The 21,932-nt window shown below is 37.1% G+C and carries 24 protein-coding genes and 1 riboswitch; of the genes, 19 read left to right on the top strand and 5 right to left on the bottom strand.

All coding sequences use genetic code 11. From position 1 onward, the window contains the following. The first annotated feature begins 5 nt into the window (after positions 1 to 5). The 7 genes from M3189_RS08930 (at position 6) to rbsK (ending at position 6,740) form a co-directional block, all read left to right on the top strand. On the top strand, positions 6 to 1,115 hold the full coding sequence (locus tag M3189_RS08930; protein WP_251633503.1) for a tubulin-like doman-containing protein: 1,110 nt from the start codon (positions 6 to 8) through the stop codon (positions 1,113 to 1,115). 239 nt (positions 1,116 to 1,354) lie between these two features. Next, positions 1,355 to 2,362 carry a LacI family DNA-binding transcriptional regulator gene (locus M3189_RS08925; RefSeq protein WP_251633502.1) on the top strand — a complete coding sequence of 336 codons (1,008 nt, stop codon included), beginning with the start codon at positions 1,355 to 1,357 and terminating at the stop codon, positions 2,360 to 2,362. Between the two features lie 95 nt (positions 2,363 to 2,457). Beyond that, positions 2,458 to 2,934, top strand: a complete 477-nt coding sequence (rpiB, locus tag M3189_RS08920) for a ribose 5-phosphate isomerase B (protein WP_251633501.1) — start codon at positions 2,458 to 2,460, stop codon at positions 2,932 to 2,934. Between the two features lie 12 nt (positions 2,935 to 2,946). Beyond that, the gene (locus M3189_RS08915) at positions 2,947 to 3,996 is read left to right on the top strand and encodes a TRAP transporter substrate-binding protein (RefSeq protein WP_251633500.1); all 1,050 of its coding nucleotides are present in this window, start codon (positions 2,947 to 2,949) and stop codon (positions 3,994 to 3,996) included. A gap of 27 nt (positions 3,997 to 4,023) precedes the next feature. Further along, complete coding sequence (locus M3189_RS08910; protein WP_251633499.1) at positions 4,024 to 4,500, top strand: TRAP transporter small permease; 477 nt, start codon at positions 4,024 to 4,026, stop codon at positions 4,498 to 4,500. 16 nt (positions 4,501 to 4,516) lie between these two features. Further along, positions 4,517 to 5,794, top strand: coding sequence for a TRAP transporter large permease (locus tag M3189_RS08905; RefSeq protein WP_251633498.1), 1,278 nt, complete (start codon positions 4,517 to 4,519; stop codon positions 5,792 to 5,794). Positions 5,795 to 5,849: 55 nt separating this feature from the next. Next, on the top strand, positions 5,850 to 6,740 hold the full coding sequence (rbsK, locus tag M3189_RS08900) for a ribokinase (RefSeq protein ID WP_251633497.1): 891 nt from the start codon (positions 5,850 to 5,852) through the stop codon (positions 6,738 to 6,740). Positions 6,741 to 6,886: 146 nt separating this feature from the next. Here the strand turns inward: rbsK and M3189_RS08895 are convergent, their stop codons facing one another. Then, entirely contained in the window at positions 6,887 to 7,060 is a 174-nt protein-coding gene (locus M3189_RS08895; protein WP_251633496.1) for a hypothetical protein, read from the bottom strand. A gap of 292 nt (positions 7,061 to 7,352) precedes the next feature. On the opposite strand from M3189_RS08895, the gene M3189_RS08890 reads away from it, so the two are divergent. Together M3189_RS08890 and M3189_RS08885 are read left to right on the top strand one after the other, a co-directional pair. Then, positions 7,353 to 9,137, top strand: a complete 1,785-nt coding sequence (locus M3189_RS08890) for an acyltransferase family protein (protein WP_251633495.1) — start codon at positions 7,353 to 7,355, stop codon at positions 9,135 to 9,137. A gap of 235 nt (positions 9,138 to 9,372) precedes the next feature. Further along, positions 9,373 to 9,792: a hypothetical protein gene (locus M3189_RS08885; protein WP_251633494.1), complete on the top strand. Its 420-nt coding sequence runs from the start codon at positions 9,373 to 9,375 to the stop codon at positions 9,790 to 9,792. A gap of 39 nt (positions 9,793 to 9,831) precedes the next feature. Here the strand turns inward: M3189_RS08885 and M3189_RS08880 are convergent, their stop codons facing one another. Continuing rightward, positions 9,832 to 11,331, bottom strand: a complete 1,500-nt coding sequence (locus M3189_RS08880; protein WP_251633493.1) for an MHYT domain-containing protein — start codon at positions 11,329 to 11,331, stop codon at positions 9,832 to 9,834. Between the two features lie 262 nt (positions 11,332 to 11,593). Further along, positions 11,594 to 11,902, bottom strand: a complete 309-nt coding sequence (locus M3189_RS08875) for a hypothetical protein (RefSeq protein WP_251633492.1) — start codon at positions 11,900 to 11,902, stop codon at positions 11,594 to 11,596. Between the two features lie 406 nt (positions 11,903 to 12,308). Between M3189_RS08875 and sstT the strand changes: the two genes are divergently transcribed. Beyond that, positions 12,309 to 13,547 (top strand): serine/threonine transporter SstT, encoded by a 1,239-nt coding sequence (gene sstT, locus M3189_RS08870; protein WP_251633491.1) that lies wholly within the window; start codon positions 12,309 to 12,311, stop codon positions 13,545 to 13,547. A gap of 137 nt (positions 13,548 to 13,684) precedes the next feature. Here sstT and M3189_RS08865 read toward each other — a convergent pair whose 3' ends face one another. Continuing rightward, positions 13,685 to 14,302 carry a DUF2238 domain-containing protein gene (locus M3189_RS08865; protein ID WP_251633490.1) on the bottom strand — a complete coding sequence of 206 codons (618 nt, stop codon included), beginning with the start codon at positions 14,300 to 14,302 and terminating at the stop codon, positions 13,685 to 13,687. 145 nt (positions 14,303 to 14,447) lie between these two features. Next, positions 14,448 to 14,552, top strand: a riboswitch (TPP riboswitch). A gap of 107 nt (positions 14,553 to 14,659) precedes the next feature. On the opposite strand from M3189_RS08865, the gene tenA reads away from it, so the two are divergent. The 6 genes from tenA (at position 14,660) to M3189_RS08835 (ending at position 18,792) form a co-directional block, all read left to right on the top strand. Further along, positions 14,660 to 15,331, top strand: a complete 672-nt coding sequence (gene tenA / locus M3189_RS08860; RefSeq protein ID WP_251633489.1) for a thiaminase II — start codon at positions 14,660 to 14,662, stop codon at positions 15,329 to 15,331. 38 nt (positions 15,332 to 15,369) lie between these two features. Further along, the gene (gene thiM / locus M3189_RS08855; RefSeq protein WP_251633488.1) at positions 15,370 to 16,176 is read left to right on the top strand and encodes a hydroxyethylthiazole kinase; all 807 of its coding nucleotides are present in this window, start codon (positions 15,370 to 15,372) and stop codon (positions 16,174 to 16,176) included. Between the two features lie 12 nt (positions 16,177 to 16,188). Further along, a complete protein-coding gene (gene thiD, locus M3189_RS08850; protein WP_251633487.1) occupies positions 16,189 to 16,995 on the top strand; it encodes a bifunctional hydroxymethylpyrimidine kinase/phosphomethylpyrimidine kinase in 807 nt (268 codons plus the stop codon). A gap of 9 nt (positions 16,996 to 17,004) precedes the next feature. Beyond that, on the top strand, positions 17,005 to 17,661 hold the full coding sequence (thiE, locus tag M3189_RS08845; protein WP_251633486.1) for a thiamine phosphate synthase: 657 nt from the start codon (positions 17,005 to 17,007) through the stop codon (positions 17,659 to 17,661). Positions 17,662 to 17,679: 18 nt separating this feature from the next. Further along, positions 17,680 to 18,171 carry an energy coupling factor transporter S component ThiW gene (gene thiW / locus M3189_RS08840; RefSeq protein ID WP_251633485.1) on the top strand — a complete coding sequence of 164 codons (492 nt, stop codon included), beginning with the start codon at positions 17,680 to 17,682 and terminating at the stop codon, positions 18,169 to 18,171. A 174-nt stretch (positions 18,172 to 18,345) separates the two neighbouring features. After that, positions 18,346 to 18,792 carry a universal stress protein gene (locus M3189_RS08835; protein WP_251633484.1) on the top strand — a complete coding sequence of 149 codons (447 nt, stop codon included), beginning with the start codon at positions 18,346 to 18,348 and terminating at the stop codon, positions 18,790 to 18,792. 49 nt (positions 18,793 to 18,841) lie between these two features. Here the strand turns inward: M3189_RS08835 and M3189_RS08830 are convergent, their stop codons facing one another. Then, the gene (locus tag M3189_RS08830; protein ID WP_251633483.1) at positions 18,842 to 19,420 is read right to left on the bottom strand and encodes an HAD-IA family hydrolase; all 579 of its coding nucleotides are present in this window, start codon (positions 19,418 to 19,420) and stop codon (positions 18,842 to 18,844) included. 324 nt (positions 19,421 to 19,744) lie between these two features. On the opposite strand from M3189_RS08830, the gene M3189_RS08825 reads away from it, so the two are divergent. The 3 genes from M3189_RS08825 to M3189_RS08815 all read left to right on the top strand — a co-directional run bounded on the left by M3189_RS08825 (position 19,745) and on the right by M3189_RS08815 (position 21,782). Then, positions 19,745 to 20,080, top strand: a complete 336-nt coding sequence (locus M3189_RS08825; RefSeq protein ID WP_353057405.1) for a hypothetical protein — start codon at positions 19,745 to 19,747, stop codon at positions 20,078 to 20,080. Between the two features lie 57 nt (positions 20,081 to 20,137). Next, the gene (locus M3189_RS08820; RefSeq protein ID WP_251633481.1) at positions 20,138 to 21,097 is read left to right on the top strand and encodes an MBL fold metallo-hydrolase; all 960 of its coding nucleotides are present in this window, start codon (positions 20,138 to 20,140) and stop codon (positions 21,095 to 21,097) included. Positions 21,098 to 21,410: 313 nt separating this feature from the next. Beyond that, positions 21,411 to 21,782 carry a heterocycloanthracin/sonorensin family bacteriocin gene (locus tag M3189_RS08815; RefSeq protein ID WP_251633480.1) on the top strand — a complete coding sequence of 124 codons (372 nt, stop codon included), beginning with the start codon at positions 21,411 to 21,413 and terminating at the stop codon, positions 21,780 to 21,782. The last annotated feature ends 150 nt before the right edge of the window (positions 21,783 to 21,932 follow it).

The raw sequence follows: 21,932 nt of genomic DNA, 5'->3' as shown, positions 1-21,932 counted from the left end.
TTTTGGTGAAATCGATTGGAATCTTAGGAGTAGGTCAAGCAGGTGGAAATATTGCGGAAATTGCATCAGCCTTGAATTTTCCAACAGCTCTCATTAATACGAATCAACGAGACGGTGTTGTAAATACCCGGGTAGAAAAAAAGTTTTTTGTTCCAGGTTATAATGGTGCCGGTCAGGATCGTTCATTAGGTTTACGGGCTCTTCAAGAAAACTATAAAGAGATTATTGATTTTGTTAACAGTTCCTTTAAAAACATCAAGCTTCTTTTAGTGGCTTTTTCAACGGACGGAGGCACGGGTTCTGGGATGAGTCCGATGTTAATTGATCTGTTAATCGATCAGTTGCCTGGTATCAAAGTGGGAGCGATAGCGGTTATCCCTGAACGGAATGTATTGGCGGGAAATCGCATTAATACCGCAGAGTGTATCGAAGAACTTTCCAATATAGAAGGCATTTCATCTGTCTTCCTCGTCGACAATGATCAAATGCGTAAATTGAAACCACAATCTAGTAAACACGAAATTTACCTTTCTGCGAATCTTCAAGCCATAGAGGCCATTAACCACCTTTTAAAAATAACGAAGAAGAGCTCCTTCTTTGGCAATTTTGATGAAACCGATCTAATGAATATCCTTGGGTCCAGAGGTGTAACAATTATTTCTTCCGCTCCTATTACGGAAGCAAAAAATACCTCGGAGGTTTCAAAGAAAGTGCAGGTTTCATGGGAGAACTCAATTTTCTGCCCTGTTGAATCACAAGGAGTTATTCGAGCGGGGTTGATCTATGAGGGGCCAGAGAATATTTCAAAGCTGATAAACGTACCGTCTATCTTTGAAAGAGTGGGGGAACCGCTGCAATTATTTGAAGGAACCTACATCTCCGAATCCGATCCAACCATCACCACTATACTTGCTGGATTATCCTTCCCAAATCGGAGGATGCTCTCCGTGGAGGAATCCATAGAAAAGAATAAAGAACGATTACAGGACCTAGTGAAAAAGGAAAATACTCAAAATTACGAGTCAGGAATCCGTTGGGCGTCGAACTTAAAACTGATCAAACAGGAAAGAAAGCCAGTATCAATCACTTCTAAATTAAATAAGTACCAGAAGTAAGTAGAATCTTATTTGATGCTTAAAAAAATGTTGATTAAAGGGAAATACATGAGGAAGAACCAATCCTATGTGTTTCCTTTTTAATATTTTAATAATTAATTCTGTATCATTTTTATTGAAGTATTTGTCGTATTTTGAAGTCTAAAAATTATTCCTATTAATATTCAGAATATTGTTGACAGAATTAAATAATGGAAATATACTTTAGTTAATCGATTAACTAGAAGATGGTGAACAATTTGAAGAATCCTACATTAAAAGAAGTAGCAAGTTTGGCTCAGGTTTCGACTGCAACAGTATCAAATGTTATTAACAACACCAAACATGTAAGTGAAAGTGTAAAAAAACAAGTTTTCAATGCAATGGAAGCGCTTAATTATAAACCGAACGAGATTGCTAAGAGCCTAAGGGTGCAACAATCGCGTTTAATCGGGATATTAATTTCTGATATTTCCAATGACTTCATTTCCAAAGTTGTTAAAGGTATTGAAAATACATTATCTGAAATAGGATATAACGTACTTCTCTGTAGCACTGATTCTGATTTTGAAAAGGAAAAAGAATATCTAAATGTTTTCATGGGTAAAAGGATTGATGGATTAATCATCTCGTCCTCCGGAACGGGTGATTATGAACATTATGAAGATTTAATAAAAGCCAAGGTACCTGTGGTATTTTTAAACCGCTGTCCAGATCATTTTCCTTCCAATATGGTTATGACGAATAACATTAAGGGAGCGTATAGCGCTACTGAACATCTTATCAAACATGGTCATAAAAAAATTGGTATTATTACAGGTCCGCTGCATTTTAGTACTGGACGTGACCGCTTTATAGGGTATCAAAGAGCACTTGATGATTATGGTATTCCTTTTAGAAAAGAGATTGTATTGGAAGGTTGTTTCAATATTGAAAGCGGTTACGAATTAACAAAGAAATTATTTGAAGAAAATATAGACGTAGAAGCCCTATTTATTTCTAATAATTCTATGTCTCTAGGAGCCTATAAGTATATTAAAGAACAGGGTATTAAAATACCAGAAGAAATTGCCATTTATGGTTACGATGACCCGGAGTGGGCAGATATTGTTGATCCACCACTATCAGGTATTAAACAACCAGCGTATCAGTTAGGGATATATGCAGCAAAGAAAATCGTAGATACCGTTCAAGGTAATTGTACTGAAACAAGAGGCATCAAGTATTTAGATCCAGAAATGGTTGTTAGAAAATCTTGTGGGTGCTAAAAATTTGGTTTTTAATCGTTTAACTATATTTTTTTATATTTTTTGTTAATCGATTAACTATATATTTTTTTCTAATGAAAAGGGTGGGCTAACAGATGAAGATTGCAGTTGGAGGAGATCATGCAGGTTTTCCATTGAAGGGGTATGTGATTGAGGTATTAAAAGATTTAGGTCATGAAGTCACGGACTGTGGCAGTTTTGATCCAAATCCGATTGATTTCCCAGATATTACAAAGGTTGTTTGTGAAAAGATTCGAAGAAATGAAGTGGAAAAAGGAATTCTTGTATGCGGAACGGGAGTGGGAGCTTCTATTGCAGCTAATAAAATTCCTGGGATTCGTGCCTCTGTTTGTCATGATATCTATTCAGCACACCAATGTGTAGAGCATGATGATGTGAATGTGATGTGTATAGGTGCTCAAATTATTGGTCCTGCATTAGTGAAAGAATTAGTGGATTCTTTTCTAACGGCGGAGTTCAGTACAGCTGTAGAATTTAGAACAAGAGTTGAGAAGCTTGCAATCATGGAAAAGGAATATGCCAAAGAGTTAATAGAAGTTAATAAAAAATAGGGGGATGGAATGATGAAGATGAAGAAGGCGCTTACTGTTTTTTCAAGTTTACTATTGACAGCTAGTTTGGCAGCGTGTGGTGGATCACAGGATACTTCAAAAAAATCAAACTCAAATTCTAGTAATGAAGAAGTAATGAACATCAAACTTGGGCACGTTACCAATGACCAATCTGCAATACATAAAGGCTCCATTAAGTTTAAAGAATTGGTTGAGGAGAAATCGGATGGGAAAATGATCGTAGAAGTCATTCCAGGTGGACAGCTTGGAAGTGAAAAAGACTTAATTGAAAGTACACAAATTGGAACAATACAAATTACGATTCCTTCCGCAGCGGTTCTTTCAAACTTTGTTCCTAAAGCTTCCGTTCTAACTTTACCTTATGTCATTGAAGGGAAAAATGAACGTGAGAAGTACAAAACGTTTGTAGAGCTTGCTAAAACAGATGCTTATAAAGAAATTGGCACACAGGCAGAAACCGTTAATTTGGTAGCGTTTCCCGAAGCTGTTTGGTGGGTGGGGGATCGTCATTTAACGACAGGTGAAAATCCTGTTAAGAAACCAGATGATATGAAGGGCTTGAAGGTTAGAACACCTGATGCTAAGGCACATACAGAGCCTTTTAAAATTATGAATGCTAACGTAACTCCTATGAATATCGCTGAAGTTTATATGTCTCTGAAAACAGGAACGATTGAAGCTCAAGAAAATTCGATTAATCAAATTTATACCAATAAATTTTATGAAGTACAAAAGTACGTTAACCTTACTGGTCACATGACGCAGAACGAACTTCCAGTTGTAAGCAAACAATGGTTTGATAGTTTAAATGATAAACAAAAGAAAATTATCACCGACGCCATGAATGAATCTGGAGAATATATGTCTGAGTTGCAGTTAACCGCTAACGAAGAAGAATTAGAGATTTTAAAAGAAAATGGAATGGAAGTTGTAGAAGTGGATATCGAAGCGTTTAAAAAAGCAACAGCTGATACGTATAAATCTTTTGAGGATCAAGTAGGAAAAGGTTATTACGAAAAAATCATCGCTGCTCAAAAGTAAAAGACATTCACTATTTGGAGTGATGAAATGATGAAAAATATGAAGTTTTTATTAAATATTGAGGAAATTTTCAGCTGTATCTTCTTTATTATTATGTGTATTTCCGTCGCACTCGGAGTTTTTGCTCGATTTTTTGAAATTGCTTTAGTATGGACCGATGAATTGGCAAGGTATACGTTTATTTGGTCCGTACTCCTAGGCACTGTCGTAGCCTTTAAACACAAAAAGCATATTGTAATTGATTTAGTAGGAAATTTTTTTCCTAAGACCTTTCGTCTTATTGTGCATATACTTATCCATGTGGCGTTACTTGCTTTATTTTTCACCCTGGTCATATATGGATGGAATTTAACACTACAAACCTGGAATGTACCAACTACAAGTTTACAGATTCCAACAGGACTTGTTTATCTGTCCGTTCCATTATCTAGCTTTCTATTAATTTTTTATACTGTTAAAGAACTATATCTGACTACAATCAAAAGGGTTAGCAATCCATTATAGGAAGGAGAACAATGTTGTGCTGATTATCCTAATAATTTCTTTATTGGTTCTCCTCCTAATAGGTGTTCCAGTTGGATTCTCTTTAATCGGATCATCGTTAATTGCGATATTGATACAAGATACCATTCCATTACAAGCCATTCCTCAAAGGCTTGCTTTAGGACTAGATTCATTTCCGATGCTAGCGATTCCACTGTTTATATTGGCTGGAACGGTCATGGAGGCAGGCGGAATAACGAAACGCCTCATCCATTTATCGGAAGTATTGGTCGGACATATAAGAGGAAGCTTAGCCCATGTTTCTGTTGTATCTAACTTGTTTATGAGTGGGGTATCAGGGTCAGGTGTAGCCGATGCAGCTGCAACTGGCTCTGCCTTAATTCCTACTATGGTTAAAAGAGGATATGGGAAAGGGTTTGCGGCTGCCATCTTAGGGGCTAGTGCAACGGTAGGTCCGATAATCCCTCCAAGTATTCCGATGATAATCTATGGCAGTCTTGCAGGTGTATCTATAGGTAAGCTGTTTTTAGGAGGAGCAATCCCTGGTTTAATGATGAGTGCTTCCTTAATGATTGTTTCCTATTTAATTGCCAAAAAAAGAGGATTCGAAAAAAGACAACGTGCTCGATTTAAAGAGATTCTCTTAGCATTTAAAGAGGCGTTCTGGGCACTTCTCATGCCAGTTATTATCGTTGGAGGTATATTCTCCGGATTATTTACCGCAACTGAATCAGCAGTCATCGCTGTAATCTATTCATTGATCATTGGATTATTTGTTTATAAAGATTTAAAGATTCGGGAATTACCAAAAAAAATTCTCGAGACCGTAACGATGTCTTCTTCAATCGGAATCATTATTGCAGCTTCTGCACCGTTTGCTTGGGTGCTGGCTTATGCACAAGGCCCCGCAAAAGTATTGGCCATGTTCCAGAATGTTGCCAGTTCTACTATCGTCGCTATGTTGTTACTGATGGCTATCCTATTAGTTTTGGGATGCTTTCTGGATGGAATGGCTATTATCATCATAACCACTCCTGTCATCATGCCTATACTAGCCCAATTTGGTATTGATCCCTTGCACTTTGGAGTAATTTTAGCGATTAATGTTATGATCGGAACCATTACACCGCCTGTAGGAACGATTATGTATGTTGCGTTAAGCATCGCGAAGTGTTCCGTTGTTGAATTTACAAGAGAAATATGGCCGTTTTTATTAGTGCTAATCGCACTACTTGTAACGTTCGCATTAGTACCGGAAATTGTCCTCTACTTACCAAATTTATTGATGAAATGAATGGGACCGTAATGGTCCTTTTTCTTATCATTTTAGAAAGGAAAGGTGGATTTAATTGAAAAAGCCAAGAATTACTGTTTTAGGGAGTTTAAACATGGACCTTGTGACCGTAACTGCGAAAATGCCTTTACAAGGAGAAACGATTACAGGTCAAGCATTTTCAACCTTTCCTGGTGGGAAGGGAGCGAATCAAGCAGTTGCTGCAGCAAGGCTGGGAGCAGAGGTGTATATGCTTGGAAAAGTTGGGAATGATCTATTTGGAAAGAAATTAAAAGAAATATTAACTCAAGAAAGTGTGAGTGTCGATTTCGTTGATGTAGCAACTAATAAAGAAACAGGAACAGCTTCTATTATTATTTCCGATGATGATAATAGGATTATTGTGGTACCTGGAGCAAATAAAGAGGTGACACCAGAATGGATCACCTCTCATGAAGAACAAATTAGAAAAAGTGACATATTGCTGCTGCAATTAGAAATTCCATTGGAATCGGTTAAAAAAGCAGCACAAATTGCTAAGAAGCATAAGATTCCGGTTATTTTAAATCCAGCACCATATCAAAAATTACCCACTGATCTTCTAAAGGATGTTACATATCTGACTCCAAATGAACATGAGTATAAACAACTTTTAGAGGAAGCAACAAAAGAGGAGTTTGATATCATTCGGGCAAAAAGTATTATAACAAAAGGTGAAGAGGGGGTAGAATTTTTCCTAAATAACGAAAAAATTCAATTAAATGCTCAAAAAGTAGATGTGGTTGATACGACTGGTGCTGGTGACACTTTTAATGGGGCTCTTGCAGTTGAACTCAGTAAAAAACAAGAAATAAAAGAAGCAGTTTTATTCGCATCCATTGCAGGGTCCTTATCGGTAACCAAATTGGGAGCTCAATCCGGTATGCCATCGTTAAATGCTGTAAAAGAAATTTATGAATTACAATAAATAAGTTGCAGATACTCAAAAAAAAGAGATAAGGGCTTAATATTTGTTGGAAAATTACTTGGTGATTTTTTAATGTTATTTAGTTAATATTATGATAGTTATAAGCTCCAGCTGCCAGGGTTGCCTGGCAGTTTTTTTGTTTTCGATTAATGGACTATATTGTAAATGAATGAAGCTAGAGCTAATAATAATACACCAAAAATAAAATAACCAATAAGGATTAGAAAAAACAAATGATCTGATTCTTTTATCTTTAGATTTTCTTTATAGATTTTTTGAATTTGTCTTAGTTTTAAATCAAATGGGCCCTTTCTTTTCATTAAGATTTCGCCACCTTATTGTTTTAATTATTAGACTTAAAAAGAAAATAAAGGTTTCAAATTAGATTAAGCAGGTCCGTTGGAAGAATTTTCTCTTACTTTATAGGAAGAATTGCTCTACATTTCATTAACTCTCACCGACAATGATAATTTTCGAGATTTATCACGATTGGTACAAACATTTTTTTGGGAATGATTAATCGAAATTAAACATATAAAAAAACAATAGGGGCACAATGGGAAACCTCTAATGATATTCAATCCTTTCACAATAAAGAGAGGAGGGGATGAAATGGAAGTTCCAGTTAATAGCAAACGCAGATATATGCCAGGAATTGATGGACTAAGAGCGATAGCAGTCATGGGTGTCATTCTCTACCATCTCAATATCCCATGGTTTCAGGGTGGGTTTTCAGGTGTAACGGTTTTCTTTGTATTATCAGGTTATTTGATTTCAGACATCCTTATTGATGAATGGAATAGAAATAATAAAATTGATTACCTTCGCTTTATGATTCGGCGTTTTCGCAGACTGGCTCCTGCTGTATTGTTCATGATATTTATCGTTACCCTTTGGGTGCTCTTCACGAATCATCCTTCGTTTGAAAAATTACGATCTGACTTTTTGCCTTCGCTTCTCTATATGACAAATTGGTGGTACATTTTTCATGAAGTTTCCTACTTTGATAGCTTCGGTCATGCTTCACCCTTTACGCATATATGGTCATTGGCCATTGAGGAGCAATTTTATCTACTATGGCCGCTGCTAATGATTCTAGGTTTAGCTTTTATAAAAAGAAAAAGATTACGAGTGTTGGCTATACTTGCCGGAGTCATCATTTCTGCTTGGTTAATGGCATTCATCTATATACCTGGAGAAGATCCTTCTCGTGTCTATTATGGAACAGACACAAGAGCTTTTTCACTTCTTCTTGGAGCAGCACTAGCATTCGTATGGCCAAGCCAAAAATTATCGAAAACATTGCCAAGGCATGCTAGTTTGGTTCTTGAAATAGTAGGAAATACAGGTTTGTTACTGATTATTACACTCTTTGTAATCACATCGCAATTTGACCCGTTTCATTATCAGGGGGGCATGCTTCTTTTATCAATCATTACTATTTTTGTAGTAGCGGCATTAGCTCATCCTGCTAGTGTGCTGGCAAAATGGCTCAGTATAAAACCGCTCCAATGGATGGGGATACGATCCTATGGAATTTATTTATGGCATTATCCGATTATTATCTTAACCACACCAATTGTTAATACAGATGGATTAAACTTCTGGAGAATAACCTTACAAATAGTTTCTACATTGTTACTATCAGAGGTATCCTATCGATTTGTGGAAGTACCGATTCGGGCGGGAAAGTTAAAATCACTTCTAATAGGATTCAAAGATCTGCCCATTCATCAAAAGAGGCTTTTTTTAGCATGCAGTGCTACATTACTTGTAACATTTGTAGGTATTGGCGTTGTAGTTGCTACAAAAACAACCGTTGTGGTTACTAATCAAGAAGCCCTAACAATCGAAACATTCAATGAAATAGTATTCAACGATGAACCAGCCAAAGAGCCAGAAAATGAAGAGGAAATCACGATACCAGACCTTAAGATGAAGACCATTACGATTATTGGGGATTCGATTCTCCATGATGTCGCACCATTCATTAAAAACCATTACCCCGAAGCGACGATTGATTACCGTGTAGGTCGGCAAATGTCAGAGGTGCCAGAGGTGATTAAGATACTAGAGGGCAGTGGGCAATTAGGGGAATATGTGATTATTCAGCTTGGAACCAATGGATCTTTTGTCAAATCAGATTTAATAAATATCATCACCGGTCTGGGAAATAAAAAAGTTTACTTAGTAAATTGCCGTGTACCGCGGTCATGGGAAACGAACGTGAACCAAACATTAGAAGAAGTCGTGAAAAGTGTGCCACATACCGTTCTCATAGATTGGTATAGAGCAAGTGAGGGACATCCGGAGTATTTTGCACAGGATGGTGTGCATCTAACGAGAGCAGGTGGCGAAACATATGCCAACTTGTTATTGGAACATATCACGAAGTAAATATATATCCTTAATTAATAATCACATTGCATGAAGTAGAACCTCAGATAAAGAACTGAGGTTCTATTATTGTTGCTGTTTGTCCAATTTTAGTTTTTTTAAAAATACTTTGCAAATCACCCGAACAATGTCGAAATTTGTATTTTATTATTTCGTTTGATTTCCATCTAATTGGAAATTATAATAAACACTTCCATTTTACGGTATAAACAAACACGAAACGAAGGAGAGTTTCATGAGGAATCTTGCTGCTTTATTTTCCATGCTCATGCCTGGATTTGGTCAACTCTATAATCGACAATTTCTGAAAAGTGTTTTTCTTCTCATCGTCGAACATTATGATAATGTATTTGGGAAAATCAACACTGCGATACATCTAGATTTTAATGGTTTTCACCAAAAAGCATTAGAGGCAGCCAATTTTCAGTATGTGTTATTTTATCCTGGATTTTATGCCTATACGGTTTGGGATGCATGGTATTTTGCAAAGCCGAATGCAGATAAAACTAAATCGGCCATTCCTTTTTTGATAGGTGGTTTTCTTGGTGAATTTGGTGCTATCTTTTCCAGTCGATTACCCATTCCTACTCTAACGGTCGGACTTTTAATGATTGTGCCTATGATTATTGGGATGATTATTTTTCGAAATCAATGATAGAGGCTTTACCTGATAGTACTGGTATAGCAGAACTACTTATGAAGATTCGGATAAAGTGGAATCATCTTTGATATTCATTTTTACATAATCTATATGGCTAAGTTCTGTGGGCAAGGTGATTGTTACAGTTGTAGCGATGTTTGGCACACTTTTTATTTCAAATTTTCCATTGTGATTTTGAATAATTTTCTTGCTCACCATTAGCCCCAAACCGGTTCCCTCTGTTTTGGTAGTATAGAAGGGGGTACCTAATCGTTTTAGATTTTCCCTTATTATCCCCACACCGTTATCGATTACCGAAATGACAAGATTCGTATCTTGCTGTTCCATCTTAATCTGAATTTTTCCTCCTTGCGGCATGGCTTCTATTGAATTCTTGATTAGATTGGCAATAACTTGCTTAAGTTGATTTTCCTCGCATTTAATTAAAAATCTCTCTCCGATAAATTCCGGAATGATTTCAATATTATTCATGATTGCCTGTGTATTTAAGAGGGTAATCACATTTTTTATACTTTGCGAAATATCCGTTACCGAATATTGAACGATATGTGGTTTTGACAGGACCATGAATTCACTTACGATAAAATTGATCCTGTTTATTTCATCAATCATAATCTTAGAATATCGTTTATTTGCTTCGGGATCAATATTTTCATTGATCATTTGCGTAAACCCTTTTAATGTTGTTAAAGGATTTCTAATTTCATGGGCTACTCCAGCCGCAAGTTCTCCCACCAGTGATAATTTCTCCGATTCTCTTAACTTTTTCTCATGATCATTTAGATCCTTCATTTGTGCAATTAGCTTTTTATCTAGGAAGGCACTGGATAATAACATAATCAACACGACGATCATTGCAGGAACACTGATAAAAGAACTCAAGTTACTGGAACTAACGGAGTAATAGGCAGCTGAGGGTTTGAGCGTTGGTTCAAAGTGAAGATTCGTTCCCCACATCCCAATGTAATGCATTCCAGCAATTCCGATGCCCATTAGCATACTGCTCAATACCCGGTAATGAAAATTCATCGATCGGTGATGATTAAAAAAGAAAAGTACCCATAAAGAACCAAACGCCGCAGTGAAAGCAATCCCTAACGACAAAAGAACGATTGCTGGGTTATAGGTGATGGAGAAGTTCTGATGCATTGCCTCCATACCTAAATAGTGCATACCGACGATTCCTCCACCCATTAGCAGACTAGATAAAAGGAGTCTAACATGATTCATTTTCATCATAAAGAAGGCGAGCCCCGTACCAGCTATGGAAATGAAAAGTGAAAGCAATACCATCCTGGCATCATATTCACTATGACTTGGCATATCCATCGCAAGCATACCAACAAAGTGCATGGTCCAAATCCCAATGCCCATTGCAATCGCACAGCCTAATAACCAAAGATTGTATTTGAAATTTTTAAAAACAATCATTTTCCAGCGGAGATCTAACGCTATGTATGAATAAAGAATTCCAATTAGAATGGAAAAAACGAACCAGTAATCATTATAGGTCCCGGTCAAATTATGCTGCATAGTTAACACTTCCAAATAGTTTATATTTCTACCATGATTCACATCTAAGCGGTATATTATAACGAAGTATTTAAAAATGGTAAATTATACCTAAATAACTTTAATACGTTAAAAGAACTATTACTTTAGAAAAATTACTCACTATGAAGCCTTTATTTAAAAGGGTTCAAAAAAAGGCAAAGCCATCCTCAATGGAGAATGGCTCTTATTTGTTACCTATAAAAATGTCTAAGAGTACGAGATGACTTTAGTTCCTGTTATATTATTTTTTTGCAACTTTTACTAACCCTTTTCCAACATTATCTTTCTCAAAATAGCATATGACCACATCACCGATTTCTATTTTCTCACTTGAATCGATGCTTTCAGCAGAAAAGACAATCTTCGTTCCATCATCGCTTTGCCCGTAAAATTGACCCTCTATCATTTGGCTAATTTTGTATTCTACCATTTTATATTCAGAATCTTCATCGCCTAGATTGATAACAGGAGTACTTGTTTGTGATTTTATGATAACTAACACAAATAATATAGATAAGAGTATTCCAAGGATGATTGTTTTTTTGAACATTGTTCTAACCTCCCATTAAGTATTTTAAGAGATGTAAGCGGAAAGTAAATCCTACTATTTTCCTTTAGTCTTTCTACCTATAACCATTCATTTGCAACGGAATAGAGGATTACGAATAGTGATTTATCATAATAAAGGTTTAAAAGCGAACAATTTTACAGGTTTCTAGCAATAATTACATTAAAATCCGAACGATTATAAAAGATAATTAAAAATTGTTCATCTCTTATTGATTAACGACTATGAAGTTGTTATACTAATCTAAACGATAAGCTATTGTAATATATCTAAATATTCACTATAATTATTTTTATTAGAATCTATGGGACAGGGGAATTCATTAAGAGTTACATAGAATCACAGCTTAATGTTTCTTTGCACCGGAAAAAGTGGGAGGGGTACATCTATGAAAAATTTATTGAAAAAGTGGAACCAAATCAGCCTGGTGAAACAAATATCTATTGGTTTATTGATTGGTATTATCCTGGCTGTCGCGATTCCTGAAGTGGCAAAACCAGTCGTCATTTTAGGATCATTATTTGTAGGTGCGCTAAAAGCGATTGCACCTGTATTGGTACTCTTCCTGGTTATGTCTGCTATTGCGCAGCATAAGAGTGGGAACCAAACGAATATGAAATCAATCATTTCTCTCTATCTTTTAGGAACGTTTTTTGCTGGATTAATAGCCGTTATTGTAAGCTTTATTTTCCCTGTTACTATCACACTTACGAATGGTGCCGAGGATTTGGTGGCTCCGGGCGGTGTGGTAGAAGTTCTCAAAACATTACTGCTGAATGTTGTTGATAACCCAGTCAAAGCTATTGCAAATGCAAATTATATCGGAATTTTAGCTTGGGCAATCGTTCTTGGTTTGGCTTTAAGAAGTGCTCCTGATACAACAAAAACAATGATTACTAATTTTTCAGATGCTGTATCGAAAATGGTTACATGGGTAATCAAGCTAGCACCATTAGGAATTATGGGTCTAGTGATTGAGTCCATTACAACGAATGGCCTTGAGTCACTATTAAGCTATGGAAAATTACTTGCCGTTTTGATTGGGTGTATGCTCTTTGTAGCCTTCATTGTCAATCCACTCATCGTATTCGTGAATGTACGTCAGAACCCATACCCGCTTGTATTCAAGTGTGTAAAGGAAAGTGGAATTACTGCATTTTTCACACGCAGCTCTGCAGCGAACATTCCGGTAAATATGAAATTGTGTGAAAAACTAGATTTAGATAAAGATACTTATTCCGTTTCCATTCCATTAGGGGCTACGGTTAATATGGGTGGTGCCGCCGTTACGATTTCTGTTTTAACACTTGCTGCTGTTCATACATTGGGCATAGAAGTGGACATCCCGACTGCCATCATCCTTAGCGTATTATCTGCTGTATGTGCATGTGGCGCTTCAGGGGTTGCAGGCGGATCTCTTTTATTAATTCCGTTGGCATGCAGCTTATTCGGAATCTCAAATGATGTTGCGATGCAGGTAGTTGGAGTAGGCTTTATCATCGGTGTTTTACAAGACTCCTTTGAAACAGCACTTAACTCTTCAACAGACGTTCTTTTCACAGCAACAGCTGATTATAAAAAACAGATAAAAGAAGGTAAAAAAGTAAATATCAAAAAAGTAGCATAATTATCATCCCTTTTGTGTAGACAGGTAGGTTACTGTCGCACATAAGGGATTTTTTAATAGAAATGTTTTAAATCTTTAACATTAGTGCCTATTGAATTAGATGAGATACTACGTTAGATGTGAAATCAACTCGTTATCTAGATCTTTCCCATTCCTTTATAAAGAATCTTTGTGAAAATAAGCGAAAGAATGGAACCTACTAATAAAAGTGTCATATCCCACTGGGCGTCCCATATGTCTCCTTGCATGCCTAAAAAATCCTTTGTCGCTTTCCCTTCTTTCCCTATTTTTGTGCTTACCCACTCAATAATCTCATAGAAAGCCCCGATTGCTAGTGTGATACATAGAGCAATAAAATTTGTCGTTTTACTTTTCGATAAGGCTGTTTTCCTTACTAATATCTCTATAATAACTATGACCATAAGCCCCTTAAGAAAATGGCCAAACCGATCATAGTGGTTTCTTTGTAAATCAAAATAATCTTTGACCCATGTAAAGAGAGGAACTTTGGAGTAAGAATAATGCCCTCCAATAAACGTTAAAATGACAAGAAGGGTAATGATGACATAGGAAACTGTGGTAAGGCGAAGCTGATTGTATCTTGAAATCAAGAATACTAAAACTAATACTGAAGGTAAAACCTCCATCATCAAAACTAAATAACCTTCCTCAGGTTTAATTAGGGACCAAATAAGAACAAGTATAACAACAAATAATAAGAAAAAATGTATCGAACTTCCTTTTTTACCTGACACTCAAATCACTCCATTAGAAAACAAGATGTACATAGTATTTGTTAACCTTTTATAAAATATAGAAGACTTTGGTTTTTTAAAACGTAAGAGGTAAATTGATTGACTTTACTAAAAAGTGAGTGTAAAGTGAAAATTAAATTAATAGGAAGACCACTAGGGGAGCCGCTTTAATGGCTGAGACAAGAGTTATCTTGGACCCTTTGAACCTGATCTAGTTCATACTAGCGTAGGAAAGTGGAGTCTGTGTTTGGATAAATCATTTATTCAGCCGCTCCATTTATGGGGCGGTTTTTTCGTGTTTTGAATTTCAGCGGCCTCTAGTGTCTTCCCTGTTAAACCAATAAGGGGGAAAAGTGTATGAGTTTTTCAGCTGAATTAAGAAAAGAAGCAAATCCAATCTTTCGTGCGATTTTTGAACATCCTTTTGTTCAGGGAATTGCCAATGGGGAATTACAAAGCGAGCAATTGATTCATTATGTGAAGCAGGACTTTGAATATTTGAATTCTTTTATACGAATCTATGGAATCGCAGTCTCCAAGTGTGAAAGTCGTGAAGATATGGAGATGTTTACTAAGCAAATTTCTTTTATCCTAAACAGTGAGATCCATCCACATAATAACTTTTGTCAAGTAGCAGGTGTTCCTTACGAGGATTTACATGGATTCCCACTATCGCCATCAGCACATCAATATATTCGTCATATGCTTACTGTTGCGCACGAAGGAACATTGGGGGAAATCTTAGCCGTGTTATTGCCATGTCCGTGGACGTATTGGGAAATCGGGAAGAAATTATTAACTGAGGTGAATCCAGATTCTTCTCATCCTTTTTATGAATGGATCAGTTTCTATGGGAATATAACCGATTCGATTACAACTAAATTCTGTGCCCGTCTAGATGAGTGGGCAGAGGGAGCTACACAGAAAGAAAAAGAAAAGATGAAGGAACATTTCTTAATCAGTTGTCAGCTTGAATATAAGTTTTGGGATATGGCGTATAAACTCGAAGAATGGCCAGTAAGTGTATAAAAGAGTAATAGGAACTCTAAAAATAAGGAGGAAATGCTATGAATAGCAGCGATTTAGGTTCAATTTTACAAAGAGTAAGAGAGGAGAATCCGCTCGTACATAATATTACCAATGTGGTGGTCACCAATTTTACGGCAAATGGACTACTGTCACTTGGGGCATCGCCTGTAATGGCCTATGCAAAAGAAGAAGTAGCGGACATGGTACGAATTTCTCGTGCTCTCGTTCTAAACATCGGGACCTTAAACAGGGAAGTGGTCGACTCGATGATTTTGGCTGGAAAAACAGCTAATGAGCTTGGAATACCGGTGATATTCGACCCTGTTGGAGCAGGTGCGACCCCTTTCCGGACGGAAATGGCGCAAAAGGTAATGGAAGAAGTGAAAATCGCCATTCTTCGCGGAAATGCAGCTGAAGTTGCCAATGTGCTCGGAGAGAAGCGGGAAATCAAGGGCGTTGATGCTGGGGAACAACAAGGAAATTCTATGGAATTGGCTATAACCGCGGCTCGAAAACTCCAGACAATCGTGGTGATTACCGGGAAAGAGGATGTGCTGACAGATGGAGAGACGACTTATTTAGTTTCTAATGGACATCCACTGTTAACAAAAGTGACGGGAACCGGCTGCCTGTTAACCTCTGTAATCGGAGCATTTACAGGTGTGGAAAAGAACCTGTTACTCGCTGGGTTATCTGCATTAGCCTATTATGGTATTGCAGCGGAAAAATCATTTGAAAAAGTGGGTAATACGGGGCCAGGAAGTTTCCAAATCGAATTCATAAATCAACTTGCTCTAGTTTCATCAGAAGATATCCATCAATTAGCGTTATTCCAACAAGTTTAAGGAGTGAGCACCATGAAAAAGGTATTAACGATTGCAGGTTCAGACAGCGGCGGTGGTGCAGGGATACAGGCGGATTTAAAGACGTTTCAGGAGCTAGATGTTTTCGGAATGTCAGCACTGACCGCTGTAACCGCTCAGAATACATTAGGCGTTCAAGCCGTATTTCCAATGACAGCTGAGGCAGTCAACAAACAAATTGAATCGATTGGCGATGATATTGGCACCGACGCCCTTAAAACAGGAATGCTGTTTAATGCAGAAATTATTAGAGCCGTTTCTGAAAAAATAAAATACTACAACTGGAAAAATGTAGTGGTCGATCCCGTTATGATCGCAAAAGGCGGCGCATCCTTGCTCCAACTCGAAGCCATTTCGGCATTGAAACAATATTTGTTACCTCTAGCGATGGTCATTACACCAAATATTCCTGAGGCAGAGGTCTTAACAGGTTTATCAATCCGAAACGATACTGATAAAAGGGAAGCCGCCAAACGACTTTATGATTTAGGCGTTAAAAATGTAGTCGTAAAAGGCGGGCATGATGAAGATCAAAAAGAATCGGTGGATTTATTGTATGATGGGAACGCATTTACCTCATTTTCGAGTAAAAGAGTTCAGACAAAGAACACGCATGGGACCGGCTGTACGTTTTCAGCAGCTGTTGCTGCAGAACTTGCCAAAGGATTACCTGTTTATGAAGCGGTAGCGATAGCTAAGAATTTTATCCAAGCAGCGATTGAAGATCAACTCCAGATTGGTCAGGGACATGGTCCAACCAATCACTGGGCATATCGGAAAAGAAATGTAGTTAAAAGGTAGGAGATCAGTATGACGATCCGCAATACAGAGAGTTTGAGAGATTCATTGAAGGTCTATTTTATCATGGGCAGTACGAACTGCAGGGAGAATCCAGCCCAAGTTTTGAGGGAAGCCATTGAAGGCGGAATTACTCTTTTTCAATTCCGTGAGAAGGGGACGGGAGCGTTAACGGGGGATAAAAAGGTTGAACTGGCTAGAGAACTTCAACAAATCTGCATAGAGCATCAGATTCCGTTCATCGTCAATGATGACATCGATTTAGCGATTGCCCTTAACGCAGACGGTGTTCATATTGGGCAAGAGGATGAACCTGTCGAGGATGTAAGAAAGAAGATTGGCGACAAAATTATTGGTGTTTCTGTACATAGTTACGAAGAAGCGACGGTTGCGGCAGCAGGGGGAGCAGATTACTTTGGGATTGGGCCAGTTTTTCCAACAAAGACAAAAAAAGACGCTAAACCCTCTAATGGAACAAAGCTTATTGAAGAATTGCGTGAGCGAGAATTGAGTATTCCGATTGTTGGAATTGGCGGAATTACTGCGGATAACGCTGGGACCGTTATCCAAGCAGGAGCTGACGGTGTTTCGGTAATTACCGCAATCAGCCATGCATCTTCGGTTATAAAAGCAGCTAAGGCGTTAAGAAAAAGTGTTTTTGATAGATAAAAATGGGGGGATTTTCTTATGAGAAAAACGCATAAACTCACATTAACAGCAATGCTAATTGCGATTGGTACACTCACAAGTAATCTATTGTTTATTCCGATTGGAGTCACAAAGGTTTTTCCGATACAGCATTTCTTAAATGTATTATCTGCCGTAGTGTTAGGTCCGTTTTATGCAGTTGCACAGGCATTATGCGTTTCAATTTTACGAAATATCATGGGAACTGGTTCAATTTTTGCTTTTCCAGGGAGTATGATTGGAGCTTTATTGGCTGGACTGTTTTTTATGAAAACCAAGAAAATCTATATGGCGTTTACTGGTGAAGTGGTGGGAACCGGGATAATAGGCGCAATTCTATGCTATCCGATTGCGACCCTGTTACTAGGTCAAAAAGCAGCATTATTTGGATTTATTCCTTTATTTATTTTTAGCTCGATTGCGGGTGCATTGATAGGCGCAATCATTCTCACACTCTTTTTAAAGAAACAAGTAGCATCGTTATATAGTTAAATTACCTACAACTTATAATAGTATTATGATAATCCCTTTTGTGTAGAGCGGTATGAAACGATCTCACAGAGGGATTTCTATAAATTGGAACAAAGTTGTCACTTTCTTACGACCACAACTAAAAATGACAGACGTATAATAATAGTAGGAACTAAAGTTTTTATTCTTGAGAGGATGAGTATCATGTTAACGGATTATTCAAGAATCGTAGTTGCATATGATCATTCGGAATTGAGTAAAAAGGCTTTGAAAATGGCAATAAATCTGGCGAAACAAGATAAACACATTGAATTATTAGTATTAATGGTCATACAGCCTGCTAGACCAATCGTTTACTCCTATGGTTATACATTTGAGGCAATTCAGGACTCGCAACGTGAGGAAGTAAATGCCATTCGAAAAGAAATTGAGGAAGAATTGCAGCAGCTGGCTAATAAAGCAAGATCAGTGGTAGTGGAAGGCAATCCTGGAGTCATGATTGTTGAGTATGTAAAGCAAAATGATGCCGACCTTGTAGTAATGGGAAGCAGAGGGTTAAGCGGATTGAAAGAACTGTTCCTAGGAAGCGTCAGCCATTATGTCGCCCAAAAAGCACCATGCCCAGTGTTTATAGTAAAATAAATCCCGATAAACATAGAAAAGCTTGTAGAAAAGCCGATAAGGGCTTTCTCTACAAGCTTTTTTTATTAAGTACAGAAGGAATAAAATCTTCGTAGCTTTCTAGGTGAAAATCAGCTTCGATGTTTTGATTTTGAAAGGCCACGGTTTTAATCCCTAATTTTCTTGCCGGAAGTAAATCCAGTTCCCTATCACCGACGACCAAATCAATTTGATACTTTTTCAAGACAAATTCATAAGAAGATGGGTGAGGTTTTCTGTCAAATCCTTGTTCTTCAACAGATACGATTTCTTTAAAGTAGTGTGTTAACTGATACTTCTCAAGAAGATAAATCGTAGACTCCATATCTCGATGGGTCACAATGATATTGTTTTCAACGGATGATAAAACTTCCTCAAGATGCTCAAACGGCTTACTGTATTCTTTCGAGTACTGTTTATCAATTCGTTTATAATCTGCTCTTTTGTCCTCGTCAATCCCGTAATGTTTAAAGGCTGTTAAGGAATCAATCTTTAGCCATTTCAACACTTCAACAGGGTCAAGGTTTTGTTGACTTAATTCTATAAAGCCTTCAACTAATGCTGGATATGTATCAAAAAGTGTTCCATCAAAATCCCATAATATGTTCAAGTTCATCCCTCATTTCATTTGTTTCATCCAATGACTATCAAAAATATTACTTTATCATGATTTAACCAATATTTCCAATGTGACCCTAGGAGTGAATAGTTTTATTCTCTCCCTATTAAAATTTGAATAATAGCTTTAAAGATTTAATCATTATGTGTAAAATTGTTAAGTGTAGAGAAAATTCAAAATACGGTGAAGTAGTTCATAAAGGGAAGTGTTTGTAACATGCTAAAAATCTGGAATATTGAGAAAATCATTGAAGATACATTAAATATGCACCATCTAAATATTGACTATGAAATTAATAATAAACTACCTGTACCTATGAGTTATAACGTATCAACAAATACGATTAAATTTAATTACCTACAAGTTAACAGTTATATTAGCAAAATTAGAATAAAAGAAACAGAAGAAAATCTTGTAAAAATAATTCTGTATCATGTAATTGGTTATTACTTGGATTTTAAGAAAAATAAACATGATCTTCGGACTCTCAAGTATGGTGAAGACTATGAAATAGCAAAGTTAAAAACTCTAATCGAAATGAATGCTTGGATTTATGGGAGAAAATTGGTTCCGGACGTACTCCTACACTCATATGACCAAGTGAGAGAATTAGATAAAGAATTAATTAACGGTCAATTAACGAACATTTAATCTATCACTAGATTTGCAATCTACTGGGACATACAAGAATAGAGGGGGTACTTAACCATGGATCAGTTCCCAACGCTAACGAAAATATCGGAGGACATTTATCAACTTGTCGTTCGGTATCCGTTTGGAATGTATGAAATGAACAGCTTCTTGTTTCAAGGAGATAACGGCTTTACGATTGTTGACACTGGTAGTGAAGCAAAGGAATCTATTGATATTTGGGAGAAAACTCTAGCTACGGGAATTAAAATCGAAAAATTAGTGTTAACCCATGCTCATCCAGATCATATTGGACTAGCTAGATGGTTTCAGCAACAGCATCAGGTTCCTGTCTATATTTCAAGTTTAGGATATAAAGAAATTCAGAGGAAACGAAACCATGATAACGGAAATTGGATTCTTAACCTATTAAAGACACACGATGGTCCTGAAATTCCTCGGAATATGGGAAATTCAGAAGATGCTGCCTATGAATTTGAACCAGATGGACTTTTTGAAAACCAGCAAACAATCAAACTGGGAAACGAAAAGTATGAAACCATTTGGACACCAGGGCATTCTTCGGATCATTTCTGTTTTTATAATCATAATCAACACGTGATGGTCACTGGGGACCATATTTTAGCGGGACTTTCTCCAATCATTGCTCTTTGGTCAGAATACGACATGAATCCAATAAAAGATAATTTTGCCTCTTTGGAAAAATTAAAGGCTTATCCTGCCAAACTAGCGCTTCCAGGTCATGGGGAACTCATTACCAACATGAATGATCGAATAGACGACATGATCACGGGACACAAACATCGCTTGCAACAAATAGTACAAATTCTTGAGAACGAAGAAAAAACATCCTGGCAGGTTTGTCAGGAAATATACGGTCCACTAAGTGATACCAAATTTTTCGCACCCTTTTTGGCCACCATTACTCGAATCATTTACCTTGAAAAGAATGGTGAGGTATATAGTGAGCTGAGGGACGGAAAATTGTTTTTTCGTTCCATTGTCAAAAAACGATAAATGATTAGAAATGAATAGGTGTAAATAACATTATTATGTCAACTAATTTATAACCCCTTATGTGTAAACAGTTAGAACTGTTTACACATAAGGGGTTTTTTTTAGAAAAAGATTTATTCCTTTTATGACAGAAAGGATTTTTCAACGAAACCTTAATAATTAGGCTTTTGTATTAGTAGCAATACCCACCCATTGTACATATTTTGTTGGGGAAGGTTTTTATAAAGCAGGGTATTTATCTACTTTCAAGTTTGTTCTGTTCCCATTTCAAGTTGCTGCTGCCCTTTTTTAAATAAATAAGGAGGTAATGAAAATGAATGATTTCCATAATGAACTCCAGGGATTAAATCTAGGAGATTTCCAAGCGACCCAGGCTGTTCCGTATGACCCAAGCATGTACTATACTGATCCTACTCGATTTGGTGGTATTGGTGGTATTGGTGGTATTGGCGGTATTGGCGGTATTGGCGGTATTGGCGGTATTGGCGGTATTGGCGGTATTGGCGGTATTGGGAGTTGTTTTAGTTGCTTTAGCTGTTTTAGCTGTTTTAATTGTTTCAACTGCTTTAACTGTCATAATTGCGGAGGCCATCGTTGCGGCGGGCATCGTTGTGGAGGACACAATTGCGGAGGCGGTCATCGTTGCGGTGGCGGGGGCCATCGTTGCGGCGGAGGCCACCGGTAAGGCAGTTAGTCGTTTTCAATCTATAACGAAAATCCCGATTGCATATGCAGAGGAAAAGGGCCCCTACAATGGTTGTAGGGGCTTTTCTCTGCAACCTTTAACATAAGGGACAAATAGAGATACATATGATGATAGAGATGATAAAAATGA

Source organism: Neobacillus niacini, assembly GCF_023715415.1.
GTDB lineage: Bacteria > Bacillota > Bacilli > Bacillales > Cytobacillaceae > Neobacillus > Neobacillus niacini_C.
The sequence above is the reverse complement of the archived record's forward strand: the minus strand, read 5'-3'. Positions and strand labels throughout refer to the sequence as shown.

Bases quoted from the DNA above. Each gene is read 5' to 3' on its own strand.
- rpiB (WP_251633501.1), top strand. From the start codon at position 2,458: ATGAAGATTGCAGTTGGAGGAGATCATGCAGGTTTTCCATTGAAGGGG.
- M3189_RS08915 (WP_251633500.1), top strand. From the start codon at position 2,947: ATGAAGATGAAGAAGGCGCTTACTGTTTTTTCAAGTTTACTATTGACA.
- M3189_RS08910 (WP_251633499.1), top strand. From the start codon at position 4,024: ATGATGAAAAATATGAAGTTTTTATTAAATATTGAGGAAATTTTCAGC.
- M3189_RS08895 (WP_251633496.1), bottom strand. From the start codon at position 7,060: ATGAAAAGAAAGGGCCCATTTGATTTAAAACTAAGACAAATTCAAAAA.
- M3189_RS08890 (WP_251633495.1), top strand. From the start codon at position 7,353: ATGGAAGTTCCAGTTAATAGCAAACGCAGATATATGCCAGGAATTGAT.
- M3189_RS08885 (WP_251633494.1), top strand. From the start codon at position 9,373: ATGAGGAATCTTGCTGCTTTATTTTCCATGCTCATGCCTGGATTTGGT.
- M3189_RS08880 (WP_251633493.1), bottom strand. From the start codon at position 11,331: ATGCAGCATAATTTGACCGGGACCTATAATGATTACTGGTTCGTTTTT.
- M3189_RS08875 (WP_251633492.1), bottom strand. From the start codon at position 11,902: ATGTTCAAAAAAACAATCATCCTTGGAATACTCTTATCTATATTATTT.
- sstT (WP_251633491.1), top strand. From the start codon at position 12,309: ATGAAAAATTTATTGAAAAAGTGGAACCAAATCAGCCTGGTGAAACAA.
- tenA (WP_251633489.1), top strand. From the start codon at position 14,660: ATGAGTTTTTCAGCTGAATTAAGAAAAGAAGCAAATCCAATCTTTCGT.
- thiM (WP_251633488.1), top strand. From the start codon at position 15,370: ATGAATAGCAGCGATTTAGGTTCAATTTTACAAAGAGTAAGAGAGGAG.
- thiD (WP_251633487.1), top strand. From the start codon at position 16,189: ATGAAAAAGGTATTAACGATTGCAGGTTCAGACAGCGGCGGTGGTGCA.
- thiE (WP_251633486.1), top strand. From the start codon at position 17,005: ATGACGATCCGCAATACAGAGAGTTTGAGAGATTCATTGAAGGTCTAT.
- thiW (WP_251633485.1), top strand. From the start codon at position 17,680: ATGAGAAAAACGCATAAACTCACATTAACAGCAATGCTAATTGCGATT.
- M3189_RS08835 (WP_251633484.1), top strand. From the start codon at position 18,346: ATGAGTATCATGTTAACGGATTATTCAAGAATCGTAGTTGCATATGAT.
- M3189_RS08825 (WP_353057405.1), top strand. From the start codon at position 19,745: ATGAGTTATAACGTATCAACAAATACGATTAAATTTAATTACCTACAA.
- M3189_RS08820 (WP_251633481.1), top strand. From the start codon at position 20,138: ATGGATCAGTTCCCAACGCTAACGAAAATATCGGAGGACATTTATCAA.
- M3189_RS08815 (WP_251633480.1), top strand. From the start codon at position 21,411: ATGAATGATTTCCATAATGAACTCCAGGGATTAAATCTAGGAGATTTC.